At 42.8% G+C, this 25729-nt stretch carries 27 protein-coding genes and 1 other annotated feature; of the genes, 2 read left to right on the forward strand and 25 right to left on the reverse strand.

Annotated features, from left to right (window positions below):
- Window positions 1–3: 3 nt before the first annotated feature.
- From yqeK to CSV64_RS08920, 6 genes are read right to left on the reverse strand one after another with little or no spacing between them, the layout of a single operon-like run.
- A complete protein-coding gene (yqeK, locus tag CSV64_RS08895; RefSeq protein WP_099634185.1) occupies window positions 4–576 on the reverse strand; it encodes a bis(5'-nucleosyl)-tetraphosphatase (symmetrical) YqeK in 573 nt (190 codons plus the stop codon).
- The gene (locus tag CSV64_RS08900; RefSeq protein WP_099634186.1) at window positions 551–1135 is read right to left on the reverse strand and encodes a nicotinate-nucleotide adenylyltransferase; all 585 of its coding nucleotides are present in this window, start codon (window positions 1133–1135) and stop codon (window positions 551–553) included. The genes yqeK and CSV64_RS08900 overlap by 26 nt, the downstream gene beginning before the upstream one ends.
- Window positions 1136–1145: 10 nt before the next feature.
- Window positions 1146–1436 (reverse strand): ribosome assembly RNA-binding protein YhbY, encoded by a 291-nt coding sequence (gene yhbY / locus CSV64_RS08905; RefSeq protein ID WP_099634187.1) that lies wholly within the window; start codon window positions 1434–1436, stop codon window positions 1146–1148.
- Window positions 1437–1438: 2 nt separating this feature from the next.
- Complete coding sequence (gene aroE / locus CSV64_RS08910) at window positions 1439–2260, reverse strand: shikimate dehydrogenase (RefSeq protein WP_099634188.1); 822 nt, start codon at window positions 2258–2260, stop codon at window positions 1439–1441.
- 22 nt (window positions 2261–2282) lie between these two features.
- Entirely contained in the window at window positions 2283–3383 is a 1101-nt protein-coding gene (gene yqeH / locus CSV64_RS08915) for a ribosome biogenesis GTPase YqeH (RefSeq protein ID WP_199168478.1), read from the reverse strand.
- A gap of 2 nt (window positions 3384–3385) precedes the next feature.
- Window positions 3386–3901: a YqeG family HAD IIIA-type phosphatase gene (locus CSV64_RS08920; RefSeq protein WP_099634190.1), complete on the reverse strand. Its 516-nt coding sequence runs from the start codon at window positions 3899–3901 to the stop codon at window positions 3386–3388.
- Between the two features lie 155 nt (window positions 3902–4056).
- Here CSV64_RS08920 and sigK point away from each other — a divergent pair, with 155 nt between their 5' ends.
- Window positions 4057–4755, forward strand: coding sequence for an RNA polymerase sporulation sigma factor SigK (gene sigK, locus CSV64_RS08925; protein ID WP_099634191.1), 699 nt, complete (start codon window positions 4057–4059; stop codon window positions 4753–4755).
- Between the two features lie 220 nt (window positions 4756–4975).
- On the opposite strand, the gene mtnN is transcribed toward sigK, so the two are convergent.
- The 15 genes from mtnN to cymR form a co-directional block, all read right to left on the reverse strand.
- Window positions 4976–5668, reverse strand: coding sequence for a 5'-methylthioadenosine/S-adenosylhomocysteine nucleosidase (mtnN, locus tag CSV64_RS08930; protein WP_099634192.1), 693 nt, complete (start codon window positions 5666–5668; stop codon window positions 4976–4978).
- A gap of 71 nt (window positions 5669–5739) precedes the next feature.
- Complete coding sequence (locus CSV64_RS08935) at window positions 5740–6513, reverse strand: DUF1510 family protein (RefSeq protein ID WP_158233023.1); 774 nt, start codon at window positions 6511–6513, stop codon at window positions 5740–5742.
- A gap of 100 nt (window positions 6514–6613) precedes the next feature.
- A complete protein-coding gene (gene greA, locus CSV64_RS08940; RefSeq protein WP_099634194.1) occupies window positions 6614–7090 on the reverse strand; it encodes a transcription elongation factor GreA in 477 nt (158 codons plus the stop codon).
- Window positions 7091–7309: 219 nt separating this feature from the next.
- Complete coding sequence (gene udk, locus CSV64_RS08945; protein ID WP_158233024.1) at window positions 7310–7951, reverse strand: uridine kinase; 642 nt, start codon at window positions 7949–7951, stop codon at window positions 7310–7312.
- 20 nt (window positions 7952–7971) lie between these two features.
- Window positions 7972–8610 carry an O-methyltransferase gene (locus CSV64_RS08950; protein ID WP_099634196.1) on the reverse strand — a complete coding sequence of 213 codons (639 nt, stop codon included), beginning with the start codon at window positions 8608–8610 and terminating at the stop codon, window positions 7972–7974.
- Between the two features lie 23 nt (window positions 8611–8633).
- Window positions 8634–9812 (reverse strand): endolytic transglycosylase MltG, encoded by a 1179-nt coding sequence (mltG, locus tag CSV64_RS08955; protein ID WP_099634230.1) that lies wholly within the window; start codon window positions 9810–9812, stop codon window positions 8634–8636.
- 52 nt (window positions 9813–9864) lie between these two features.
- Window positions 9865–10155 carry a DUF1292 domain-containing protein gene (locus CSV64_RS08960; RefSeq protein ID WP_099634197.1) on the reverse strand — a complete coding sequence of 97 codons (291 nt, stop codon included), beginning with the start codon at window positions 10153–10155 and terminating at the stop codon, window positions 9865–9867.
- A gap of 13 nt (window positions 10156–10168) precedes the next feature.
- Window positions 10169–10588 carry a Holliday junction resolvase RuvX gene (ruvX, locus tag CSV64_RS08965; RefSeq protein WP_099634198.1) on the reverse strand — a complete coding sequence of 140 codons (420 nt, stop codon included), beginning with the start codon at window positions 10586–10588 and terminating at the stop codon, window positions 10169–10171.
- The gene (locus tag CSV64_RS08970) at window positions 10585–10857 is read right to left on the reverse strand and encodes an IreB family regulatory phosphoprotein (RefSeq protein WP_029054646.1); all 273 of its coding nucleotides are present in this window, start codon (window positions 10855–10857) and stop codon (window positions 10585–10587) included. Before CSV64_RS08970 ends, ruvX begins: the two co-directional genes overlap by 4 nt.
- 204 nt (window positions 10858–11061) lie before the next feature.
- On the reverse strand, window positions 11062–13695 hold the full coding sequence (alaS, locus tag CSV64_RS08975; protein WP_099634199.1) for an alanine--tRNA ligase: 2634 nt from the start codon (window positions 13693–13695) through the stop codon (window positions 11062–11064).
- Between the two features lie 42 nt (window positions 13696–13737).
- Window positions 13738–13944, reverse strand: a binding site (T-box leader).
- Window positions 13945–13983: 39 nt separating this feature from the next.
- Window positions 13984–16410 carry an SF1B family DNA helicase RecD2 gene (gene recD2 / locus CSV64_RS08980; RefSeq protein ID WP_099634200.1) on the reverse strand — a complete coding sequence of 809 codons (2427 nt, stop codon included), beginning with the start codon at window positions 16408–16410 and terminating at the stop codon, window positions 13984–13986.
- 31 nt (window positions 16411–16441) lie between these two features.
- Window positions 16442–17107 (reverse strand): tetratricopeptide repeat protein, encoded by a 666-nt coding sequence (locus CSV64_RS08985; protein ID WP_099634201.1) that lies wholly within the window; start codon window positions 17105–17107, stop codon window positions 16442–16444.
- A 12-nt stretch (window positions 17108–17119) separates the two neighbouring features.
- On the reverse strand, window positions 17120–18238 hold the full coding sequence (mnmA, locus tag CSV64_RS08990) for a tRNA 2-thiouridine(34) synthase MnmA (protein WP_099634202.1): 1119 nt from the start codon (window positions 18236–18238) through the stop codon (window positions 17120–17122).
- Window positions 18239–18259: 21 nt separating this feature from the next.
- On the reverse strand, window positions 18260–19408 hold the full coding sequence (locus CSV64_RS08995; RefSeq protein ID WP_099634203.1) for a cysteine desulfurase family protein: 1149 nt from the start codon (window positions 19406–19408) through the stop codon (window positions 18260–18262).
- A 12-nt stretch (window positions 19409–19420) separates the two neighbouring features.
- Window positions 19421–19840, reverse strand: a complete 420-nt coding sequence (gene cymR, locus CSV64_RS09000; protein WP_029054640.1) for a cysteine metabolism transcriptional regulator CymR — start codon at window positions 19838–19840, stop codon at window positions 19421–19423.
- Window positions 19841–19966: 126 nt separating this feature from the next.
- On the opposite strand from cymR, the gene CSV64_RS09005 reads away from it, so the two are divergent.
- Entirely contained in the window at window positions 19967–21262 is a 1296-nt protein-coding gene (locus CSV64_RS09005; RefSeq protein WP_099634204.1) for a replication-associated recombination protein A, read from the forward strand.
- Between the two features lie 65 nt (window positions 21263–21327).
- Here the strand turns inward: CSV64_RS09005 and CSV64_RS09010 are convergent, their stop codons facing one another.
- The 4 genes from CSV64_RS09010 to proB form a co-directional block, all read right to left on the reverse strand.
- The gene (locus CSV64_RS09010; protein ID WP_099662679.1) at window positions 21328–22128 is read right to left on the reverse strand and encodes a DUF6612 family protein; all 801 of its coding nucleotides are present in this window, start codon (window positions 22126–22128) and stop codon (window positions 21328–21330) included.
- Window positions 22129–22218: 90 nt separating this feature from the next.
- The gene (locus CSV64_RS09015; protein ID WP_099634206.1) at window positions 22219–23298 is read right to left on the reverse strand and encodes a branched-chain amino acid aminotransferase; all 1080 of its coding nucleotides are present in this window, start codon (window positions 23296–23298) and stop codon (window positions 22219–22221) included.
- Window positions 23299–23317: 19 nt separating this feature from the next.
- Window positions 23318–24562 carry a glutamate-5-semialdehyde dehydrogenase gene (locus CSV64_RS09020; RefSeq protein ID WP_099634207.1) on the reverse strand — a complete coding sequence of 415 codons (1245 nt, stop codon included), beginning with the start codon at window positions 24560–24562 and terminating at the stop codon, window positions 23318–23320.
- A gap of 19 nt (window positions 24563–24581) precedes the next feature.
- The gene (gene proB / locus CSV64_RS09025) at window positions 24582–25673 is read right to left on the reverse strand and encodes a glutamate 5-kinase (RefSeq protein WP_099634208.1); all 1092 of its coding nucleotides are present in this window, start codon (window positions 25671–25673) and stop codon (window positions 24582–24584) included.
- Window positions 25674–25729: the final 56 nt, after the last annotated feature.

Consider the following 25729-nt stretch of genomic DNA (forward strand, 5'->3'; position numbering starts at 1 on the left):
ATTTCACTGTTCCTTTCTTCTACGTACATGTTCATTATAGCAATCAAATGAATGTGGAAAAATGACTGCGTATCGCTGAACTAAAAATTTAAATGTATGTTGAATGCATTCTGTCATTTGATCTTCCAGTGGTTCTCCGTTAATACGTTGGCGCAACTCTTCGATACCCGGAAACTTTCTTCCCGGTTCGATTAAATCAGCGATATAGATTACTTTCTCTAACTCGCTCATTTCTGCACGGCCCGTCGTATGAAAACGGATAGCTTGCAAGATATCTTGATCTTCTACTCCATAACGTTCTTTCGCGAGCATCGCTCCAACTGGCGCATGCCATAATTCGGAGTGATACTGAGCATAGAGCTCATACTCTTCGTCACGTTTTAGTAATTCGAGTAATTCATCTTTATCCATAAACTTGGCGTAATCATGAAATAGGCCAGCAATTTCAGCCTTTTCCACCGACACACCCACTTCCTCAGCTAATTTCTTCGCTGTTTCCGTGACTCTCAGTACGTGTTCATAACGCGCTTTTGGTAAGCGTTGTTCTAGGTCATTTCGAACTTGTTGAAGATCCATATAATCTCTCCTCTCGAATGTAAGCTTCGACAGCCTGGGGAATCAAAAGTTGCACGGTTCCACCTTCTACAAAACGCTGGCGGATCAATGTGGATGACAAATCAAGTTGTGGTGTTTCTACTAATTGTACCGGGATTGCAGAAGCGTTATCAGCACCTGGACGTTTGACACCGATAAACGTAACGATATCGAGTAAATCCTCAATCCGGTACCATGTCGGTAACTGATCGATCATATCTCCGCCAATAATGAAATGAAAATGTACACCTGCTTCATCTTGTATTAATTGCGACATCGTATCATATGTAAAGGATACTCCGCCTCGCTCAATTTCAAACGATGATGCACGTAAGCCATCCACTTCATCTACCGCCAGTTTCACCATTTGCAGGCGTTGCTCTGCTGTCGCGTCACCTGTCGCAATCTTATGCGGAGGGACTGCAGCAGGCATTAACCATACTTCATCTAACTGTAGTGCATAACGCACTTCATTGGCGATCAATAAATGTCCAGTGTGTGGCGGATTGAAAGTTCCGCCCAATATGCCGATTCGTTTCATCTGATTCTCCTTACGGTAATTGTATACGTTTTTTCTCTGTCGATTCTCTGTATAAAACAATTATGTTACCGATGACTTGGACTACGTGAATGCCTTTATACGCGCCAATCTTTTCAGCAATTTCCTTTTTATCTTCGTCGCAATTTTGAAGAACGCTCACTTTAAGTAGTTCACGTGCTTCAAGTGCTTCGTCGATTTGCACGAGGATTGCGTCAGTTAAACCGCTTTTCCCTATTTGGAATAGTGCATCCAAATGATGTGCTTCGCTACGTAAAAACCTTTTTTGTTTACCTGTTAACATGTTTACCCGCCAACTTTCATTGTAATCATATCGATCATCTTTTTTGTGTCAGGATAGACTCCTGTCCACTTTTCAAAAGCAAGAGCTCCTTGATGGACGAACATTCCAACACCATTCATCGTATTGGCCCCTGCTTGTTTTGCTTGCTGTAAAAATTCCGTTTCAAGCGGATTGTAAATTATGTCCGCTACTACTGCACCGTTTGCCACGTTCTTTGGATCGAGCGGTATTCCTTCTTGTGCAAAATTCATACCGACTGACGTGGTTTGTACTACAAGACCAAACTCACCGAGTCGATCTTCAGCGTCTTCAATAGAGAGCGCGTGACCACCATTCATATCTGCCGCCAGTTCTGCGGCTCTAGAAGCAGTTCGATTCGTAAAATAGAGAGGTCCATAGCCAGCTGACTGCAACGCAAAGGCGATGCCTCTAGCCGCGCCACCAGCTCCAATAAGTAATACCGAGCCTTTCACTGAGTCCGAAAACTCTTCTAACGATTTAACGAACCCCGCTCCGTCCGTATTGGCACCGATTAGTTTACCATCATCTGTTTGATAAACTGTGTTAACCGCATCCATGACTGTTGCTGATTCATCCACTTCATCGAGAAAAGGAAGAATCGCCTGCTTGTGGGGTACCGTCACATTGAAGCCACTGCATCCAAGTGAACGCAAGCTTCTTATTGTCTCTTGCAAGCTTCCCGCAGTTGCATGAATCGGTATATACGTTGCGTCCAAAGCATTATCTTTAAACCACTGATCATGCATGACCGGTGACATTGATTGCGCGATTGGATCACCTATTACCGCATACCATTTTTTCATCTGGTCTTTCCTCCTGTCCCTGTTAAATCAATGAAGGTCTGATTTCGACATTGACACCTTTTGGTGCATGTACAGCCACTGTAACATTGGCATGCTGAATCGTAATCCAGCCAAGCCCTGAAATCACTAAATCCGTCTTCGCTTCCTTAATTGAAAACTCATGACGTATAAGTGCCGGCAACTTCTCAAGTGATGCAGGTCCTGGTGGCGATAGCATGTCACCAAGATGGTTTTTGTACAATTCATCGGCATTTTCCAACTTCGTCCGGTGAACTGGCAAACCATTTGCTGCATAAATGTTGAAAGAAGAGCGACCCCCTTGAATAAAATCAAAACGAGCAAGTCCGCCGATGAATAATGTTTGTTCAGCATTCAGCTGATAAACTTTCGGTTTCAGCTCTTTCTTCGGCGTAATCAATTTCAAATCATGAGGATCCAAGTGATGAGCCATTTGATGATCGTTAATAATCCCTGGTGTATCCATTAGCATTTTACCGTCGTCTAATGGAATTTCTACTACATCAAGAGTTGTCCCTGGGAAGTACGATGTCGTAATCACATCTTCCATACCGGTCGCATCTTTAATGATTCGATTAATAAAAGTAGATTTCCCTACATTCGTACAACCGACTACGTAGACGTCCTTACCCTTACGGTATTTCTCAATCGCGTCAAGTGCTTCACTCATACCGTTGCCTTTTACAGCGGAAACTAGTAACACATCGATTGGTTTCAAACCTAGCTTTGCAGCTTCCGTCTTCATCCAATTTTTCACTCGCTGCGGATTAATCGCTTTCGGCAGGATATCTGCCTTGTTTCCGATTAATAAAATATCTTTCTTGCCTACAAAGCGATGCAGACCATTGATCCAACTACCGTTGAAATCAAAAATATCCACGACTTTCACGATCAAGCCTTGTTTTTCACCGATTCCATTTAAAATCGCTAAAAAATCGTCTCCTGATAAGGATACCGGCTGTAATTCGTTATAGTTTCGTAATTTAAAACAGCGTTGGCATATGACATCTTCTTTTTCTAATGAAGCTGGCGGCGCATAGCCTTCCATTGTCTTATCCGTCGTTTGGATCGTAATACCGCATCCAATACACTTGATCAATTCCAAATTTAGTCCTCCCACGTAAGTAATCCTTTTCTTTTAAACCTTGCCATAATCCTTCGTTCAATCGCACGGTTGAACTTCGTAATCGTCGCATCGGAACTTGCTACAGGGACGACTAATATCGTCTGCAGCCCCACACGATTCGCACCCAAGACATCCGTTAACAATTGATCGCCAATCATGACGACATCTTTTTTTGGCAAGCCTAATGTAGCAAGTGCCTGATAAAACGACCTTTTCAGCGGCTTGCGTGCTTCACAAATATACGGGATGCCTAATGGATCACAAAAGTGACTGACGCGTTCTATATGGTTATTGGAAACAACTGTAATTTGCAAACCAGCATCGCGCATGGACTTGAACCACGCCATAATATCTTGCGTAGCATCCGCACGATCCCATTCAACGAGTGTGTTATCTAAATCTGTAATGATACCCTTAATACCATTCTCAAGAAGGTCTTCTGGTTTAATCAAAAACACGGATTTTACATAAGCACTCGGTAAAAAATGATTTAACACATTATCCTCTCCGCCCTACAACAAATTCTTGTCTGATTATAACATAGTTGTGTAGCCTGCACGCACAACTATGTCTGATTTTATCGCTTTTCTTGTCAGTGATAGACCATCCGTCGTTTGCATAGAGTAAACTACTAATAATCGGAGGTGGTCACATGAGCGGTTTTTTCCTAGCCGTCATGCAATTATGGTTAGAGATCCCCGCGCTAATCGGTTATATCCGAGGGCAAGCTTTCCTTCGTCCATTGTCCAAGAAAGAAGAGGCAGAGTGCCTGAGACGATTAGCTGAAGGAGATGTAAGTGCACGTGATGAACTCATTGAACACAATATGCGTTTAGTCGCCCATATCGTCAAGAAGTTCCAGCCAAAGCACGAACTACTTGATGATTATATTTCCATAGGTGCGATTGGTCTGATGAAAGCCGTCAACAGTTTTACGCCAGACCGTAAAACCAAACTCGCGACGTATGCTGCACGCTGTATTGAAAATGAAATACTTATGTATTTACGAACTCAAAAAAAGGTGCAAAAAGATGTCTCCCTCTACGAACCAATCGGCATGGATAAAGATGGCCAATCCCTAGAAATCGCAGACCTCCTTCAAACAAACGACATACCTCCACAAACAACCGTAGAACAAAATGAACAAAAAGAGCGTCTCTACCGTCATTTGGATAAACTTGATTCACGCGAGTTGGAAATCATTCAAAGACGTTACGGCTTGCTGGATGATCAGCCGATGACACAAAAAGAAATTGCTGAGCAACTGAATATTTCCAGGAGTTATGTTTCACGTATCGAGAAACGGGCAATCGTCAAATTATATCAATCGTTTAAGCATGAATACCAATAATACAAAAAGCGTTTCCGATCGTGCAACAGAGGGCCACAGCCCCCGCACACCGGAAACGCTTTGTTTCTTTTCTCAGTCAGCTTTAACCTCGCGTAAAATAATTGCTGCCAATAGTGCTGTGACGATAAATACTCCACCCATTAAGAATTCCATTGAATGTCCCTCCTCTCAACCAAACGAACTGCTAATCTGTCTACTAAGACATTTTATCATAGAACGATCAAAGTTTCGAGATGACGCGCAAAACAATCTGTGACGAGTGTTTGGCTGCCAGTGGTAAAAATTCATCAAAACTGACTGTCGATTCCTTACCGGCTATATCAGATAGTGCGCGGATGACAACGCATCGCGTGTTGAACTGATAACAGACTTGCGCGACGGCCGCCGCTTCCATTTCTACGGCGATGACGCGTGGGAATCTTTTTTTAACTTGTAGGACTTTTTCAGGATCATCCATGAAAGTATCAGCTGATGCGATAGTTCCTACAGCATGTTCATATGTATCTAACTCAATTACTGCTTCTCTAGCAAAATCGATCAGTTTAGAATCTGAAGGAAAGCTTGCAGGAAGTTGAGGAACTTGGCCTAGCTCGTAGCCGAATGCAGTGACATCGACATCATGATGCAGGACATAATCAGATATTACAATCGTTCCCACTTCGAGCTCTGGATTAGTTCCACCTGCAGAACCTGTATTCAAGACTACGTCAGGTTTGTAGTTTTGCAAAAGGATTGTTGTTGCCATGGCAGCGTTTACTTTTCCGATGCCACTTTTCGTTACAATCACTTGATGCTTGCCTACTTTGCCTTCAATAAACTCACAATTTCCCACGGTTGTGATTTTCCCAAGACCAATTTCTCTGCGTAATATTTCGACTTCTTCCTCCATGGCACCTACGATTGCTATTTTCATTTATGCCTTCTCCCCTTTTCACTTACTAGAATGTGCTGCCCAATAGGCAGCACATCGGTAGGTTAATTCACTTACTTCAAAACTTCCATTTTGACAGGTTTCCAACCTTGGCCGTCCACCCACTGAAGATATACTTTGAATTTTTTGGAATTGTCTTTACTTCTCACAATGCCTTCTGATTTTTGAGGACTGCCGCCATTCTGAATCCGATCAAAATACAATTGATCTTCAGACATGCCAGTTGCATAGGATATGGCTTTCTTTTTCTCATGCCAGTCATCGGACTGACCATCATACTTTGAAACGTGCTCGCCTGATTGCTTTGTTCCAACAGGTTTCCAGTCAGGATTCACAACCACTTTCTTACCAGAATCCGATGAAGTTTCTTTCTTTGGCTTGTCCTGTTTTGGTTGTTCCTTTTTAGGTTCCACTTTTTGGGTTTGTTGTTTTTTCGGTTCGTCTACTTTAGGCGCTTCTACTACTGGTGCTTCCGGTTCTTCAACCACTTCATTTACCACTTCGTTATTTTCTTCAGGAGCCTGAACTTCTGGTTCATCTGGTTCATCTGCTTCTTCCGGCTCGGCGTCTTCCGTTTCAGGCTTGTCCTCATCGTTCTCATCGTCTAAAACGATAGGTTCCATTGGGGCTGTATCTGATTGTGTAGATTGTTCAGGCTTGTCAATTGCCACTTCTTTTTCATCGTCACCAGTAAGAAAGATGATAGCAACAACCGCAATAAGGAAAATCACAACACCTATTGAAATATTTAATACTCTATTCACTTTGCTTGCTTTACTGCCTTGTTTTCTTGACGTTCTCGAATACTTCGGACCTTGATCTGCCATTTCAGACATCTCCTTTACTTAAAATGAAACGCGTATACTTCGGCGAATTGAATTAAAAATCACAATACCGTCTTCTACTAGTGAGAAGACGGTACGTGTGTCATTTTATCTCGAGTATCTCTACTGACATTTCACCGCCGGGAGTCTGGATCCTTACTTTGTCATCCTTTTTTCGGCCAATTAACGCTTTCGCAATTGGCGAGTCGTTTGAGATCATACCTTCCAATGGATTGGCTTCAGCAGAACCAACAATTGTGTACGTCTCTTTTTCACCATCAGGAATTTCTTTAAAAGTAACTGTCTTGCCTAATTGCACTTCATCCGTATTCAATTCATCTTCAGTTATAATGACCGCATTACGAATCATTCCTTCAATAGAAGAAATCTTACCTTCTACAAATGCCTGATCTTCTTTCGCTGAATCGTACTCGGAGTTTTCCGATAAATCACCATAGCTACGTGCAATTTTAATGCGTTCTACTACTTCCACACGTTTAACCGTTTTCAATTGTTCTAGTTCGTCTTCTAACTTTGCTTTACCTGCAGCCGTCATTGGAAATTTCTTTTCTGAAACCATGTAATAACACTCCTCATATGTCTGTTCATAAAAAATACTATGTCGCACAAACTTCAATTATGTGACATAGCGGAACTATTTTAGTTTTAACTATACTTTTTTCCGTTCCTCATTCTAAACTGAACGAAAAAAAGCCCTTGCTTGTCTTGCATGCATCCTATTTATACTATACAAACACTGGCAGATGCTGAATTAATTTAAAATTATGTCATCATCATATTATACTTCGTCAACAGAAGCAAGAATTGTTTTTATCTTCGTTACCATCAAATCGATTGCGACCGCATTCTCGCCGCCTTCTGGAATGATTATATTAGCATACTTTTTTGTCGGTTCAATAAATTGATTATGCATCGGACGCACCACCGTAACGTATTGCTCGACGACAGAATCTACTGTACGTCCACGGTCATGAATATCCCGTAAAATCCGACGAATAATACGTATATCAGAATCCGTATCAACAAATAGCTTGATATCCATTAGATCCCGCAATCGTTCATCTTCCAACACTAAGATACCTTCAAGAATGATGACATCTTGTGAATCTACAGTTACTTTTTCAGCTGAACGAGTATGCAATGTGTAATCATATGTCGGCTTTTCGATTGCTTGCCTATTGATCAACTGGTGGATATGCTGAATTAGTAGGTCAGTATCGAATGCTAATGGGTGATCATAGTTCGTTTTTAATCTTTCTTCAAGTGCTAAATGCGATTGGTCTTTATAGTAATCATCTTGTTCAATGACGACGACAGAATGACCTTGAAATACTTCATGTATCTTTTTGGTGACACTAGTCTTACCGGAACCAGAACCACCGGTAATACCAATTACGACAGGTTTTTTCTTCACAGTGATTCCCCTTTGTTTCCTACTGTTTATTCTTTTTTCACAGCTATTAAGATGCCGTCACCTATAGGTACTAGTGACGTTTCATAGTGATTGTTTTGCATTGCCCAGCTCGTGAATTGTTGCAAATTTCGGATCATTGTCCGGTTGCGTTTTGGTATGTCTCCATCTTCCAACAGCACCATACCATGCATAAACATATTATCACAATAGATAACACCTGCGGGACCGACGAGCGGGCTATATTTGTCGAAAAACTTTCGATATTGCCCTTTGGCTGCATCAATGAACAGTGTGTCAAATGGTTCTTGTGGTAACTCGGCCTCATCTAACTCGAGTGCGTCACCCTGAATGATTGTAATACGCTCTTGCAGTCCACTGCGCTCAATATGTTCGACCGCTTTCTCATACCGTTCTGCATCGCGCTCAATCGTATAAATTACAGCATCGGGAAAAGCTTTCGCCAATCGAATAGCCGAATAGCCGATCGCGCTCCCGATTTCAAGAATACGTTTCGGCTGCTGGATTTGCAGCAGCCCAATTAATGTATATAAGCCTGTATCATCCATGATTGGCACACGATTCTCTGCGGCGTAGTGCTCCATTTCTAGGACGAGTGGCTCTTTTACTTCCGCAAAGCGGCTAATATACGCATTGTAGTCCGTCATATCTAGTTCCCCTTTGCGACGTATTATTTATATTGGCTGTCGATATACTTTGCTTTGTTCTTAAGATGTTCTTCATACGTTTTAGCAAAGTAATTCTTGCCATTTTCATCTGCCAAGAAGAACAAGTATCCCGTCTTGGATGGTTCTACTGTTGCCTGGAGCGAAGCAGTTCCGGCATTCGCAATAGGTCCTGGCGGCAATCCTTTATTCTTATACGTATTATAGATATTATCCACTTTCAGGTCCTCATTCATGACGCGGGCTTTGTGTTCTCCTAATGCATATAAAACGGTTGGATCTGTCTGTAACGGCATCCCTTGCTCAATACGATTATTGAAGACGCTCGCAATCGTTTCGCGATCCGTTTGACCAGTTGCTTCTTTTTCTAACAGCGAGGCAAACGTTAGCATTTTATGCACTGAACGGTTTTTGCCTTCCTCCGCCCAATACGCTTTATACGGTATCACGTTCTGTACGGTGGCATCCACCATCGTATCGACCACTTCTTTCACTGTAGGCTTTTCCTCAAAGAACGGATAAGTGGCAGGGAATAGATAACCTTCAAGTGCATAACGTATATTCTCATTCAGAATTTCTTTTGTTATGACTTCTGGATATTTCTCCATATATTCTTGAATGACTTGTTCATTCGTTACATACTCCATAAACTGTTCTTTAGTAATCGTCGTCTTTTTGCTTGTTCTTTCTGCAATTTGATCTATCGTTAACCCTTCCGGAATCGTAAGTGTAAATGCCGGTGTGCGGTAGACCACGCCTGTTTTCAGGCTCTTAATCAATTCATCTGGTGTCATAGACTGTGTTAATCCATACGTGCCAGCCTGAAAATCTGCTTCATTGTTTACTTTTGCATAGTATTTGAAGATCCGAGCATTTTTAATAATCCCGGACTCTTCCAGTTTTTCTGAAATCATATCCAAACCTGAACCTATCGGAATTTCTACTTCAACAATTTTTTCCGAATCCGGATCAACAGGTTCTAACGCACTTTTTATGTATGTATAGACCGAAAAACCTCCAACTATCCCTACAACCAATACGACTGCCACAATCCAAAGTACTATTTTTCTAACGGTTCTCACTTCTTCCTTCTGTTCTAACATACGTTCAAACATGACATCTTTTTTTCTCTGGGGCTCTTTTTCCACAAGCCTCACCTCTTCTTCCGCTATAGATAAATCCATTAAAAAAGACGGAACGGTCAGCACCATTCCGCCCGTCACATGATATTATCGCTTACTCGTCTTCTTCTTCTAGGAATGTGTTCAATACTTCTTCGATCATATCCCATTCTTCATCAGATTCGATTTCAAGAAGTGATCCGCCATCTTGTCCTTCTTCAGTTGGAATGAAAGCAGAAGCATGGATTTCAACTTCCTCGTCATCGTCTCTCTCTTCGCCATCTAAAACATGATAAAGTACATATGATCTTTCATATTCTTTTGAATCAAATGTTAAAATTACCTCACATACGTGTTCTTCGCCGTTCTCATCTACGATTGTCATTGTTTCTTGTCCGTGTTCCATTGTTTAATCACCTCTAGTTTTTTTGTAAATCCAAATAACCTTGTAAAATCATGACAGCTGCCATTTTATCTATGACCGACTTACGTTTTTTACGACTGACATCCGCTTCAATTAAGACGCGTTCAGCAGCCATAGTAGTTAATCGTTCATCCCATAAAACGACAGGTAAACCGAATTTTTCGCGTAATTTCTCCGCATATTGTTCGGATGCTTCTCCACGGGGCCCAATCGTATTATTCATATTCTTAGGATACCCGACGACAAACTCCGTCACTTCGTATTCTTCTGTCAATTGTTTGACACGTTTCATCCCGAAAGAACCTACCGCTTCATCAATTTTGATAGTTTCGATTCCTTGGGCTGTCCAACCGAGGCTATCGCTTATCGCAACACCAACGGTCTTCGTGCCAACATCCAATCCCATAGTTCTCATTCTGTTTTACCTCTATTTTCTCGGATATAGAACTTCACTAATTCTTCTAGAATCTCGTCCCGTTCCAGTTTCCGAATCAGACTACGCGCATCTTCGTGGCGTGGAATGTAGGCTGGATCACCAGATAGTAAGTAACCAACCATCTGGTTAATTGGATTGTAACCTTTTTCTTCTAATGATTTGTAAACGTGGAGCATGACTGTTTTGACTTCTTCCTCCATTGATTCTTCAGGAAAGTTAAACTTCATCGTTTCATCGGACGAATTCATACTCGACACCCCGCTTTCCGATTTCCATTTATGTCTATAACGATCTACCGTCAAAATATACATAGTAAATAGATTTGTGGATCAACCACCGTTCAAATTCGTTCTAGTCTGGCTCTTTCCTATAGGCATGTACTTTATTCACCCGAATGGAAATTAACTAGTTACATGTATCTACATTTTAAGATTCATCGCTCTACATAATGGTTAAACAGATTTTACATAATCATACACGGATTGAAGCGCATCATCAAGTTTTGACGCATCTTTCGCCCCGGCCATCGCCATGTCCGGACGTCCGCCGCCTTTTCCGCCACAAAGTGACGCAACATGATTGACGATTTTACCTGCGTGGTAGTTACCACCTTTTAAATCATCGGTAACGCCAGCTGCCAGCATAACTTTCCCATCCGTTACTGTACCAAGTACAATGACGCCTTTGGAAGTTTTTTGTTTCATTTCATCAATCAATTGACGTAAACCGTTATTGTCTTTCACTTCTACATTTGCAGAAATGACTGTAATATCTTCGATCTGCTGAGCTGTTTCCAGGACACTCGCCAATTGGCTGTTGCCCATCTTCGCTTGCAGTGATTCATTTTCACGTTGAAGTTCTTTAAAGTCAGCAAGAATCGACTCGACTTTCGTGATGACTGTTTTCGGTGTAGCTTTTGCAGTTGCTGCTACTTGATCGATGACCGCTTGACCTTCTTTAAATGAACGGAATGCTTGTCCACCTGTGAAAGCCTCAATACGTCGTGTGCCTGCTCCAATGCCGCCTTCAGAAACGATTTTGAATACGTTGATGTCTGACGTGTTACGAACATGACATCCTCCACATAGCTCAACTGAGTAGTCGCCGACTTTGACAACACGAACAATGTCGCCATACTTTTCACCGAACAATGCCATCGCACCCATTTCTTTTGCTTCTGCTATCGGTGAAATGATGGTATTGACAGGAGTACCTGCCCAAATTTGTTCATTGACCTGGAATTCGATACGCTCGAGTTCTTCTTTTGTGACTTGTCCAAAATGGGAGAAGTCAAAACGAAGACGATCCGGACCAACATATGAACCTGCTTGATTGACATGTTCACCGAGAACATCTTTCAATGCGCGGTGCAATAAGTGTGTAGCCGTATGGTTCTTGACTGTTAGATTGCGTGAGAACTCGTCCACTTTTGCACTAACGGATACGCCTTCATTCAATTCACCTGAACTGATGAAGACCGTATGTAAGTTTTGTCCATTAGGCGCTTTTTTGACGTCGCGAACTTCCGCTGTGAACGATTCGTTTGAGATCATTCCTTTATCAGCCACTTGACCGCCACTTTCTGCATAGAACGGAGTTTGATCCAAAATGATTTGTACTGTTTCTCCTTCAGATGCATGTGCGATACGTTGTCCATCTTGAATAAGGACACTGACGATTGCAGTGGTTTCTAGTTGGCCATAGCCAATGAATTCACTCGCTTCATGTACTTCACCAAGGATACCGGATTGAACATGCATAGAGTCCGATGTTGCGCGCGCAGCACGTGCACGATTTCGTTGTGCAGCCATTTCTTCGTCAAACCCGATACGATCGACTGCCACATCTTCTTCGAGAGCGAATTCCTCTGTCAGTTCAAACGGGAATCCGTATGTGTCATAGAGTTTGAACGCGTCGCTGCCTGAAACGATTGGCAAGCCTGAAGCTTTTGCCTTTTCAATGATCGTTGTAAGAATCGCCATACCGTCATGCAAGGTTTCGTGGAAACGATCTTCTTCGTTTTTCACGACTTTCATAATGAAGGCTTGTTTATCATGAACTTCAGGGTAGAAGTCTTTCATGATATCCCCAACAATTGGCACTAGCATGTACATAAACGGCTTATCAATGCCTAGTTGTTTCGCGAAACGAACTGCTCTTCTTAATAGACGGCGCAGAACATAGCCACGGCCTTCATTGGAAGGTAGTGCTCCGTCTCCAATAGCGAATGCTACTGTGCGAATATGATCCGAAATTACTTTAAACGCTGTGTCTGCTTGAGTCGTTTCTCCGTACTTTCTGCCTGAGACATTTTCTACCGCTTCAATGATCGGTAAGAACAAGTCCGTATCGAAGTTCGTAGGCACGTCTTGGATAACTGATGCCATGCGTTCAAGACCCATTCCTGTATCAATGTTTTTCTTCGGAAGCGGTGTATACGTGTGATCAGGATTGTGATTGAACTCAGAGAATACTAAGTTCCAGATTTCCAAATAGCGTTCGTTTTCTCCACCTGGATATAATTCAGGATCTGAGAAATCGTCACCGTAACTTGGTCCGCGATCGTAGAAGATTTCGGAGTTCGGACCACTTGGACCTTCACCGATATCCCAGAAGTTCCCTTCGAGACGAATAATACGTTCTACCGGAATACCAATCTGATCTTTCCAGATTGCGTACGCTTCTTCATCTTCCGGATGGATGGTAACTGACAAGCGTTCCGGATCAAAACCGATCCATTGTTCATTTGTCAGGAAATCCCACGCACGAATAATGGCTTCTTCTTTGAAATAATCACCAATAGAAAAGTTGCCGAGCATTTCAAAGAACGTATGATGACGTGCTGTATAGCCGACATTTTCAATATCGTTTGTGCGGATCGATTTTTGTGCATTAGCAATCCGCGGGTTTTCAGGAATCACTCGTCCATCAAAGTATTTCTTCAATGTAGCAACTCCACTGTTGATCCATAGCAGTGATGCGTCATCAACTGGCACTAATGCAGCTGATGGTTCTACATTATGCCCGTACTCTTGAAAATAGTCTAAAAACATTTGGCGAATTTCAGATGCCGTAAGTTTTCTCATCGTTTTGCTCCTCCTAAAATTAAAAAAACTCCACCCCTTGTATAAAGGGGCGAAGGTTTCATTGATCGCGGTACCACCCTAATTACCGCATGACGCGGTATCTCGAGTTGCCTTAACGCGGCAAGACGGCAGGGATTAGCCTGCAACTTCGGAATAGCGTTCGCTGTAAATCTGAGAGAGCTTTTTCAGCCAAGAAGCTCTTTTCTATGACACAGAATAAACAGGTACTTGTTCCTTCAACGTTTTTCATTATTTCTAAACGAATTATAGGAAAGTTCTCTCGCTTTGTCAATCAGTCACTTCAAGAAAGTCGAATGGTGACACATTGTTCATGCCAATAAGCGGATCAATTGCAGTAAAATTGTCCATCGTTAGCTTCGCTTGCGACATGTCTTGTGGTTCAACCGTCACTTTTACTGGTGCTGCACCGAGTGAGATAGTTTCCACCGTTTGTAGTGTCTGAGCTTCTTGTGTTTCCCCAGTTATGCGTTCTTGTAACGTCGTCTGCCGCTCGGTTTCGTCGGTGCGCGCAATACCCGCTTTAAATTCTTCTGCTTCACCGCACAGGATTAAGAAGTTCTTCGCACGCGTAATTCCTGTATAAAGCAGATTACGACGCAACATTTTACGCTGACTTCTGACAATTGGCATGACGACAATCGGAAATTCACTACCTTGGGATTTATGGATCGAACAACAATACGCAAGTGTTAACTGATTTAAATCACTTCGCTCGTACTGCACTTCATTGCCGTCATAGGAGACCACCATGATCGCTTTTTTGTCCGTAGTTTCTTTCGCTAACATTATGGCAACGACTTCCCCCATATCCCCGTTAAAGACGTTGCTTTCCGGTTGGTTGACGAGTTGCAGCACTTTATCTCCGATGCGATACGTCGTTTCACCAAAGACCATTTCTTTTCTACCCTCTGCAGGTGGATTCGTCACTTCTTGTATCATTTTATTCAAACCATCTATGCCTGCTGGACCTTTGTACATCGGTGCCAACACTTGAATGTCTTTAATGGAATGCCCTTTGGATGTGGCGTTTTGGATAATTTGTTTGACCGCAGGCAAAATTTGATCACTTGACGCTCTAATAAATGAGCGATCCGACGTCTTCTTCGTGACATCCATCGTCCATTCTTTTTGCTTGATCATATGGGCCATTTCGATGATGGTTGAGCCTTCACTTTGTCGGAAAATATCGGTCAGTTCAACAACCGGAATTTTTCCTGACTGCATGAAATCATGTAACACTTGTCCAGGTCCTACAGAAGGTAGTTGGTCTTGGTCCCCAACGAATAATAACTGTGCATCGTTGCGAACAGCTTTTAACAGCTGATGCATGAGCCACGTATCGACCATGGAAGTTTCATCAATGATGATGAGATTTCCATCTACTTCCCGCTCCGTCTCTTCTTCCGCGTCCTGACCCGTAAATCCGAGTAGACGATGGATCGTCATAGCAGGTAATCCGGTTGATTCGGACATGCGCTTCGCCGCGCGTCCGGTAGGGGCTGCCAAAATGATCGGAAACGGTTCTTTTTTACGTGCATACTCTTCGAGGTCAAGTGAGATGCCATGTAGCTCTGCATACGCCTCAACTAAGCCTCTTATGACGGTTGTTTTCCCTGTTCCTGGTCCACCTGTTAACACGAGCAATGAAGAATGAAGGGCTCGTTCTATGGCCTCGACTTGCGTTTCGGCATACTGCACTTCCAAACGTTCCTCTATTTCACCAATAGCTTTTCTAATTTCAGAAGCAGGAAATTGTTCTGCGACTTCATTTTCAAGAATTTTATTGACCTTAGCGGCAATACCAATTTCTGAAAAATATAGAGAGGGTAAGTAGAGACGCTGCATTTCAGCAGACAGAGTGCCTTCTTCGACAAGTTCAATTACGGCTTGGGTGATCGAGTCGTACGAGATGATATGTGCCTGACTCGATTCAAGTAGCTGCTTCGCTTGAGGTAAGATTAGCTCTGACTCTACGTAGACATGTCCTGCTGACTGTACTTCACTATGTACGCTGTAATAAACAGCTGCCTTAATACGGGCAGGATGATCTCCTACGAGCCCGAGTTGCTTGGCGAGATCGTCTGCACGTTGAAAGCCGATCCCTTCAATTTCTTTAATTAAACGATATGGATTTTCCGTTAGAATCGTGATGGCCTCATCTTGATATGCTTGATATATACGCATAGCTATTTGCGGACCGAAGCCCCATTCATTTAGTTGCACCATTGTACGCTCAAGTCCTAAATTTTCCTGTAGGACGGAAACGAGCGTGTCTTTCCGCTCGTCACTTAAACGCGGGATTTGATCCAGAACACTGCGATCTTCAAGAATTTTCTGGATGACGTTATTGCCGAGTGTCTTGACAATATCACTAGCTGTTTTCTTTCCGATTCCAGGAAATAAATCACCAGATAGATACAGGATTAAACCTGCTTCTGTCGCAGGCAACTCTTTCGAAAACGTCTGGACGTCGAACTGCTGTCCATGCACCGGATGATTGACAAGTCGACCCGTAAATTTATATTCTTCTTCCGCAACTAAAGGAGGGAATGACCCTTTGATCACTATTTCACTGTCGCGGTAATCGGTATTGGTGGAAGTGACTTTTAGCTTGACGATGGAAAATAGATTCGTCGTATTATGGAAAATCGTCACGACCGGCCTGCCGATTAGATATGGTTCTGTTTCATTCATCGAAGGGGCTCCCTCCTTTTCTGCTAATGTATTACTCGCCTTGTTCTCCAAGCTTGATCATATCGAATAAGTAACGCGCCTGTGTATGGTCAGGTTCTGCAGTGAATGCTTGTTCTAAGTGTGACAGTGCACTTGCTTTGTCTTCTGTTGATACTGCATATAAAACACCCAAATTATAATGGCTATCCGCATGTTCTGGAGCTACTGCCAAAATGGATTCAAATACAGGCTTCGCCTCTTTAAATAGCTCGAGCTTAGCTAGTAAAATCCCATAGGACAATGCAATTTCCTGATCATCAGAATTCAATTCAACGGCACGCTGCAAATAGGGCAAAGCCAAACGGTCATTACCTGCTTGTTCCATACTTTTACCGAGCATGAAATACGCATCGGCAGAGTCTAAACCTGTATTGATCGCTTTTTCATATAATTTTGCTGCCTCTTCAAAGCGTTCTTGGTTGTAATATAGATTTGCCAGTCCATAAAAAGCGGTTCCGGCATTTTCGTCAAGCGTTAATGCTTTTTGGAAAAATGGTTCCGCCTGCTCAGCATCTCCAAGTGACGCAAAAATATTTCCGATATTGATATAGCCTGTAGGCTCTTGTGGATTTTCTTCTACTGCTTTCATGAAAAGCTCGATCGCTTTCTCATAATTACCTTCTTGCATTTCTTTTATCGCATCTTGATGAATCGACATGCTATTGCCTCCTTATCCTACGTATGTCAGTTTCTTGCCGTCTTTAAATACTTCGTTGATTGTTCCGCCACCTAGGCACTCATCACCGTCATACAGCACGACAGCTTGTCCAGGCGTGACCGCACGAACAGGTTCATCAAAAGTCACAATCGCTTCGTTACCTGACAACTGCACAGTTACTTTAGTATCCGGCTGACGATAACGGAATTTAGCTGTACAAGTGAATGTCTCCGGTAATTCTTTCGGTGAACAAATATTCATATCCGTTGCTTGTAAACTCGTTGAGAATAGTGTGTCGTGGTAGAAGCCTTGTTCAACTAGCAACACATTGCGCTCCAAGTCTTTACCGACCGCAAACCAAGGTTCTCCAGCTCCGCCAATTCCTAGACCATGACGTTGCCCAATTGTGTGGTACATGAGTCCGTCGTGCTTGCCCATCTTCACTCCGTCCATCGTCTGCATCTCGCCTGGACGTGCAGGTAAGTACTCCCCAAGGAATTCTTTGAAATTGCGCTCACCGATGAAACAGATTCCTGTTGAATCTTTTTTCTTCGCTGTTGCGAGTCCTGCTTGTTCTGCGATTTCACGGACTTCACTTTTCTCCATATGACCTAGAGGGAACATTACTTGCTGAAGTTGTTCCTGTGTCAATTGATTCAAGAAGTATGTTTGGTCTTTATTATTGTCTACACCACGGAGCATCGCTACACCGTTTTCGCGTTCTACGACTTGTGCATAATGTCCAGTTGCCAAATAATCGGCACCTAGACTTTTTGCGTGTTCGAGGAATGCTTTGAATTTGATTTCTTTATTACACATGACGTCGGGATTCGGTGTGCGACCTTTTTTATATTCATCCAAGAAATACGTAAATACTTTATCCCAATATTGCTTTTCAAAATTCACAGAGTAATACGGAATGCCGATCTGATCACAAACACTGCGTACGTCTTCAAAATCTTCTGTCGCGGTACAATGTCCAGATTCGTCGGTATCATCCCAGTTTTTCATAAAGATTCCGATCACTTCATAGCCTTGCTGTTTTAAGAGTAATGCCGCAACCGAAGAGTCCACTCCGCCTGACATTCCAATGACTACACGTGTATCGGCAGGTGCTTTTTTCGTTGTCATATTGTTCATCCTTTACTGAATTCATTTCACTAGTCGTTTGACTACTTTTGCGATTCGATTAGCTGCTTCTTCTATAATAAATTCATCCAAGTCGTAGCCGAAACTGATGCGGATCGAGTTTCTAGCTTTATCTGATTCCGTACCAAACATCGCCGTTACGACATGTGATGGTTCAAATGACCCTGCAGTACAAGCAGAACCACTAGAGACAGCTACCCCTTCTAAATCCAAGCTCATCAAAAATGTCTCCACATCGGTACCTGGAAACGATACATGATAAATATGTGGTAAGGATTCTACTGCGTGGGGAATAGTTGGTCGGAAATCGATTTGATTTTCTTCAAAGACATCCGCCATTTTTTGTTTATACGTAGAATAAGCTGTTTGCTTTTCTAATTTGGTTTGCTCGGCAATCGAGACCGCTTCTGCAAATGCAATTACAGCTGGCACATTTTCAGTACCTGCGCGTCGTTTTTTCTCTTGTGAACCACCGAGTACTTGGCTCGACAGCAACTTGCCATTTCGCTGATAAAGGAAACCGACCCCTTTAGGTCCATTCACTTTATGAGCTGAAACCGATAAGAAATCGACTTGCAGTTCTTCGACGTCCAATTGGCATGTACCGTAAGCTTGCACCGCATCTGTGTGAAAAGCAGACTGATGTGTAGAGAGCAACTGGCCGATTTCTGCAATCGGTTGAATCGTCCCTACTTCATTGTTACCGTACATGATGGACACTAAAATGGTTTCATCTGTTAACGCATTCTGAACTTGTTCTGCGGTAATGACTCCATTATCGTCAGGTGATAGATACGTCACTTTATAGCCTTGTGACTCCAGTTGTTTACACGGGTTTAACACCGCGTGATGTTCAATTTTCGTTGTAATAATATGTTTCCCTTCTACATTCAACGACTGGACGTATCCAAAAATCGCCAAGTTATCCGCTTCCGTTCCTCCAGAAGTAACAATAATTTCATTGGGTGACGCATTGATCGAGGATGCGAGCGTTTTACGCGCATCTTCTAGCTCTTTCTTTGCGTGACGACCAAACTGATGCGTACTCGAAGGATTACCATATGTATCACGTAGCGCAGTGGTGAATCGCTCCAATACGGCTGGATGTATCGGTGTCGTAGCGGCATAGTCTAAATATATAGCTGGTTTCATAACTAAACTCCTTTAAATATAGAACATGTATTCATCAGCAGTAGACGTATCTTCAAATTCAATTAAGTCTTTGATTGTCGTATGATCTAATACCCCTCGGATTGCGTCTCCGATTCGTTTCCATAGTTCTCGTTGCGGAATATCGTCGTCATCAAGTCCTTCGACTAATTGGATCGGTCCTTCAAGCAAACGAATGACGTCTCCTGCCATAATTTCAGAAGGATCTTTTGCGAGTTTATAGCCACCGTAGGCACCGCGAACACTTTTCACCATTCCGCTGTTGCGTAAAGGTGGGATTAGTTGTTCCAGATATGCTTCAGAGAGATTTTGCTCTTCTGCGATTTTACGCAAAGGCACAGGACCCTCTCCATATTTTCGTCCTAGTTCTACTATTACTGTAAGTCCGTATCGTCCTTTAGTGGATATTTTCATTGGGCATCGTCCTTTACTAAAATTGCTGAAATCAGTATAGCATAATTGTATCACTGGTTCTTGCAAATGACTTCACTAATGTTTTACGGTATAATGAAAGAACAAACGTACGCTAGGAGGATGTACATGCATAATGAACCTTTGGCTTTTCGTATGCGGCCTGAGACGATTGATGAAGTGATCGGACAAGACCACGTCATCGGCAAAAATACTCCCTTATATCGGATGATCAAGAACGGGCATGTCCCTTCTCTTTTATTATATGGTGAACCAGGTATCGGAAAAACGTCGTTAGCCTACGCAATTGCGGGTACGTCAAAACTGCCTTTCATTGCGTTGAATGCGACCGTGGCAGGTAAGAAAGATGTAGAAGATGTAGTGAAAGAAGCCCGAATGACAGGTAAAGTATTGTTATTCTTAGATGAAATCCATCGTTTCAATAAATTGCAGCAAGATACACTGCTTCCTCACGTAGAAAGCGGTTCGATCGTCTTGATTGGCGCGACAACGGAAAATCCATTCCACGACGTCAATCCCGCTATTCGTTCACGTTGTGGGGAAATCGTCCAGTTGAAACGATTGCAGCCAAAAGATTTACTGGAATTACTTGAGCGCACGTTGAAGGACGAGAAAAAAGGACTCGGTAAGGAAACGATCGAAATCACTACAGAACAACTCGAGAAAATTTCAGAAGGCGTAAATGGTGATGCACGAAAAGCTTTAACGTTCTTAGAATCATTACTTGCTGCAAGTGACGAAGAAGACGGTAAGATTGTTATAGAAGATGCATTGCTCACTCAACTACTAACTAGGATTAGTTTACTAGGTGATAAAAAGGGATCGCATCATTTTAATTTATTATCCGCTTTACAAAAAAGTGTACGCGGAAGTGATGTCGATGCAGCGCTTTATTATTTAGCACAATTACTCGAAATCGGCGACTTAACTGCTGTTACTAGACGCATGCTTGTCATGAGTTATGAAGATATTGGATTGGCGGCGCCTGATGTTGGAAGCCGAGTTCTCGCGGCTACAGATGCCGCACAGCGTCTCGGCATGCCCGAAGCACGTATTCCACTTGCTACAGCCATTATAGAGATGTGCTTGGCATCCAAATCAAACTCTGCTTACAAAGCGATCGATGCCGCTACAAAAACATTGCATGAAAAACCAACAGGCGAAATCCCGATGCATTTACGTGACACACACTACAGCGGATCCGCTGCACTCGGTCATGGTGGCTACGTCTATCCACACGCAACACCGGTAGGTACATTCGGTGGTTGGACAGACCAGCAATACTTACCAGACAGCCTAGTACACTCTAAGTTTTACACTCCTGTAGAAGCAGGAGAGGAAACAAGAATGGCCGCCATTCACCAACGGCTTCAATCATTCAAAGGAAAAAAGAGTCCACGGTAGAAATATAGTTAGAAACCATAAAAAATCCACGCCCCCTTTAGTAGGTCAGCGTGGATATTTTTATATTACTCGAACATCTCTGCATCTTTTGGTGTGGAAATCGTATCGATATCATTAAAATAACTATACTTTGCATCGAGTTTTTGTTTATAACGGATATAATCCCGCCCAAAATAACTCGTGACATTCGCAGACATCTTCATGCCTGTCACAAACATTGTCTTTTCATTTACCGTCAGCTCTACATCCAGCTTCTCCACTACAGGAAATCCGCCATGCTTATGGACAAATTTCTCTGGTTGTGGACTATTCACCGATACAACCTCCATCAACTGACGATAATCAGCAGGTGATAAAGAAAACTGCACGGCATAGCCGTAATCAATCTTTTCTATTTCTGCATCATGCACAAAAGGTTCTAACAGCGACAAGTCCATTACAGGAGAGGCAAACGGCACCCACACACCGAGCAATTCCGTGCGTTGCTCTTCTGTTAGCTCTTGCCATTCACTCTTGTTTTCTTCCAATGTCTCTTGCATAGCCAATTGATTACCTTGGCGGAATAATTGAATGTTTTTCGCACCTTGTTTTGGAATTTTCCAGACGACTTCCTCTGAACTTTTCAGTGGATTCTGTTCAATATCCGCCTGAACTTGTACATTTTTGCTTGTACGTTTTGCAGGATCGGATGTGACGCTACTTTCGTCATACGCAATATTGGCATGGACCGATTCCAATTCATCCATCGCTTGTTCCGCTTTCTTCAATAAATCTTCCGCGCTCGACGGGGCAGAAGACGTTTTTCCGCATCCTGTCACTGTAAATAGCAGTACTGCCAGGAATAGAACGATCAAACTTTTGTTCATCAGGAAACTCCCCTTCAATCAAAACTATTAACAGTGTACTTCACAGCAACGCAGTTGTCACGGTCCATTCCACCTTAATTGTGAGGAAAATTAGTCTACTGGCACGACCCAGTTAAACGGATCTTCCACTTTACCTGTCTGGATACCTGTAATCGTCTCGTATAACTTCAATGAAAGCTCACCGATTTCATTATGATTGATCTCGCATTTTTCGCCTTCAAAGAACAGTTCACCTATTGGAGAAATAACAGCGGCCGTTCCTGTACCGAATGCTTCTTCCAATGTGCCTGCTCGATTAGCTTCCATAATTTCCTCGATCGACACTTTGCGTTCTGTTACTGGAATATCCCAATCTATCAATAATTCGATAACTGACTTACGCGTGATGCCTTCCAAAATACTACCGTTAAGGCTTGGCGTGATGATTTCTCCATTGATTTTGAAGAATACATTCATCGCTCCTACTTCTTCGATATAGCGATGTTCTTTTGCATCAAGCCATAGAACTTGGGAATATCCTTCAGCTTCCGCCACTTCTTGGGCTTTCATCGCGCCTGCATAGTTACCAGCTGTTTTCGCAGAGCCTGTACCACCCACTGCTGCACGGACATACTGTGACTCCACTGCAATTTTAACAGGGTTGACTCCTTCTTTATAGTACGGACCTACCGGGGATAAAATAATCATGAGACGGTATGTTTTAGACGGTGCTACCCCTAAATAAGGCTGCGTCGCGAAAATGAATGGCCGCACATAAAGTGATGTTCCTGGTCTGTCCGGAATCCAGTCTTTATCAAGAGAAATTAACTCTTTCAGTGCACTTAACACAAATTTCTCATCGAACATCGGCATGCATAATCTATCATTTGAACGATTCAAACGTTTCATATTTTCCTCTGGACGGAATAAAACTACTTCTTTGTCTTCATTCAAATAAGCTTTCAATCCTTCGAAAACAGTTTGTCCATAATGCAAGACGATTGCAGCTGGATCTAGAAGAAACGGCTTGTACGGCTCAATACGGGGATCATGCCACCCCGTTCCATCTGTATAATCCATCACAAACATGTGATCAGTAAAAATCGTTCCGAAAGCAAGTGGATCATCTCCTGCCGGCTTGTCTTTTGGAGCGGTAGTTTCATAGTGTAAAATGTTTTTTTCAGTTGACATAAATAAACCCTCCTACATATTATCTAATTTGTCCGGTTCCTCGAATCACAAATTTGGAAGAAGTCAATGCTTCTAATCCCATGGGACCTCTTGCGTGAAGCTTTTGTGTACTAATACCGATTTCTGCACCATAACCGAATTCAAAACCATCCGTAAAGCGAGTGGAGGCATTGACGTAAACAGCTGCCGCATCTACGCTATTCAAAAACTGCTCAGCATGTGCATCCGTCTGTGTAATAATGCTTTCTGAATGCTTTGTACTGTATGTGGCTATATGATCTAGTGCTTGCTGTACATTTTCCACGCTCTTTACGCGTACTGTCAAGTCCAAGTATTCACTTGACCAATCATTTTGTTCAACAGCTACGACATCTGGATGAAATGCCTGTAGCTGATCATCACCTTGTATTTGAACATCTTGGTCTTGCAATGCGTTGATCAAACTCTTCCCATGTTGCGCTAACCAGTTGGAATCAATCAATACCGTTTCGATCGCGTTACAAACCGAAGGACGTTGCGTTTTAGCATTAACGACTATATCGATGGCCATTTTCGCGTCGGCGGATTTGTCGATGAATACATGGCAATTCCCTGCACCCGTTTCAATTACAGGTACTGTAGATTCACGGATCACAGTTTGAATTAACTTCGCACCACCACGTGGGATTAAAACATCTAAATAGTCATTGAGTGTGAATAATTCTTTCGCCGTTTCTCGGCTTGTATCTTCAATTAATTGAACAGAATCCACTGGCAATGAACTTTTTTCAAGTCCGCGTTGAATGACACGCCATAGTGCTAAATTGGAATGTTTAGCAGAAGAGCTTCCGCGCAAGACGACCGCGTTTCCTGTTTTCAATGCTAGGGACGCTGCATCAATCGTCACATTCGGACGCGCTTCATAAATCATGGCGATGACACCGATCGGCACGCGCTTCTTGATAATATGTAAACCGTTTTCCTTATGGATTTCTTCCAGTGTTTCTCCAATTGGATCTTTAAGATCAACTAGTAAACGAACACCTTCCGCCATCGCTTCAATGCGCTCAGGCGTCAATAAAATACGATCGAGAACCGCATCATCGATTCCTTTTTCACGTCCTTCTTCAATATCTTTTTTATTCTCCGCTAGTAATTGATCTTGTTCTACCAATAGTTGATCGGCAATCAATTGCAATGCTTGGTTTTTCTCTTCGGTTGTAGCCACGTTTAGTATAATACTCGCTTCTTTTGCAGCCTTACCTTTATCTCTAATTTCACTCATCATAAATCCTCCCCTATGATTATACTTGTACCCAGCGGTCACGGTGAATGACTTCTAACATCGGCTTGAATTCTTCCAGCTTATCCTTATCGGAAATCGTTAGTTTTAATTGTTCAGACGAATAAGTGACTTCACCTTTCCCGATCAATCCATTTAAACCGAACACTTCCACTACTTCCCCAACCTCAAAGTTCCCCTGTACTTTAAACACGCCAGCTGGTAATAAACTGCGTCCATTATGCACGATAGCCTCTTCGGCACCTTTATCGACATATAGACGTCCCGTCGATTCGGAATGAAGGGCAATCCATTGGCGGTTTGTATTGATCGTGTGGGCAACAGGACTGGAAATATACGTACCGTCTCCGTGACCTTTTAAAATATCCAGCAATTTTGATGGACCGCGGCCTGTTCCAATGAAGACGGGAACGGCCAATGTGTGAGCAGTTCTTGCCGCCAGTAACTTCGAACGCATACCGCCCGTACCGACTTTTGAGCCCGTATCATCAGCGCCACCAAGCAATTCGTCTGTGACTTCATCCAATTTAGTTAATCGTACAGCGTCCGGATCTGTTCGAGGGTTACTCGTATAGATCCCGTTGACATCCGTTAAAATAATCAACTGATCCGCGTGTAGAAAACCACTGACTAATGCAGATAACATATCATTATCACCGAACGTTAACTCGTCAATGGATACCGTATCGTTTTCGTTAATGATTGGCATAATGCCACGGTCAAGTAGTTCAGACATCGCCGCAAATGCGTTACGGTATCGATCACGATCCGCAAAGTCATGACGCGTCAATAAGATCTGTGCCGGTATGACGTTATGCACGCTAAACCTTTCGATATAGGATTGTATTAATAAGCTCTGTCCTACTGCCGCAGCGGCTTGTTTACCTTTAATCGTCTGCGGACGGGAGGAATAGCCTAGACGCGCAAAGCCTGCCGCCACCGCTCCTGACGAGACGACAATGACTTCATGCCCGATGTTTTTCAGCATCGCCAACGCGTCGACATGATCATTGAATTTCACCTGATCGATTTCTCCATTATCATTTGTTAACGAACTGCTACCGATTTTCACAACGATTCGTTGTCTTTTCATATGGATTCGCCTACCGTTTCTACATATCATTTGCTTTTATACAATAAAAAAGCCCA

The organism is Sporosarcina sp. P32b (assembly GCF_002743335.1).
In the GTDB taxonomy this organism is placed as follows: domain Bacteria; phylum Bacillota; class Bacilli; order Bacillales_A; family Planococcaceae; genus Sporosarcina.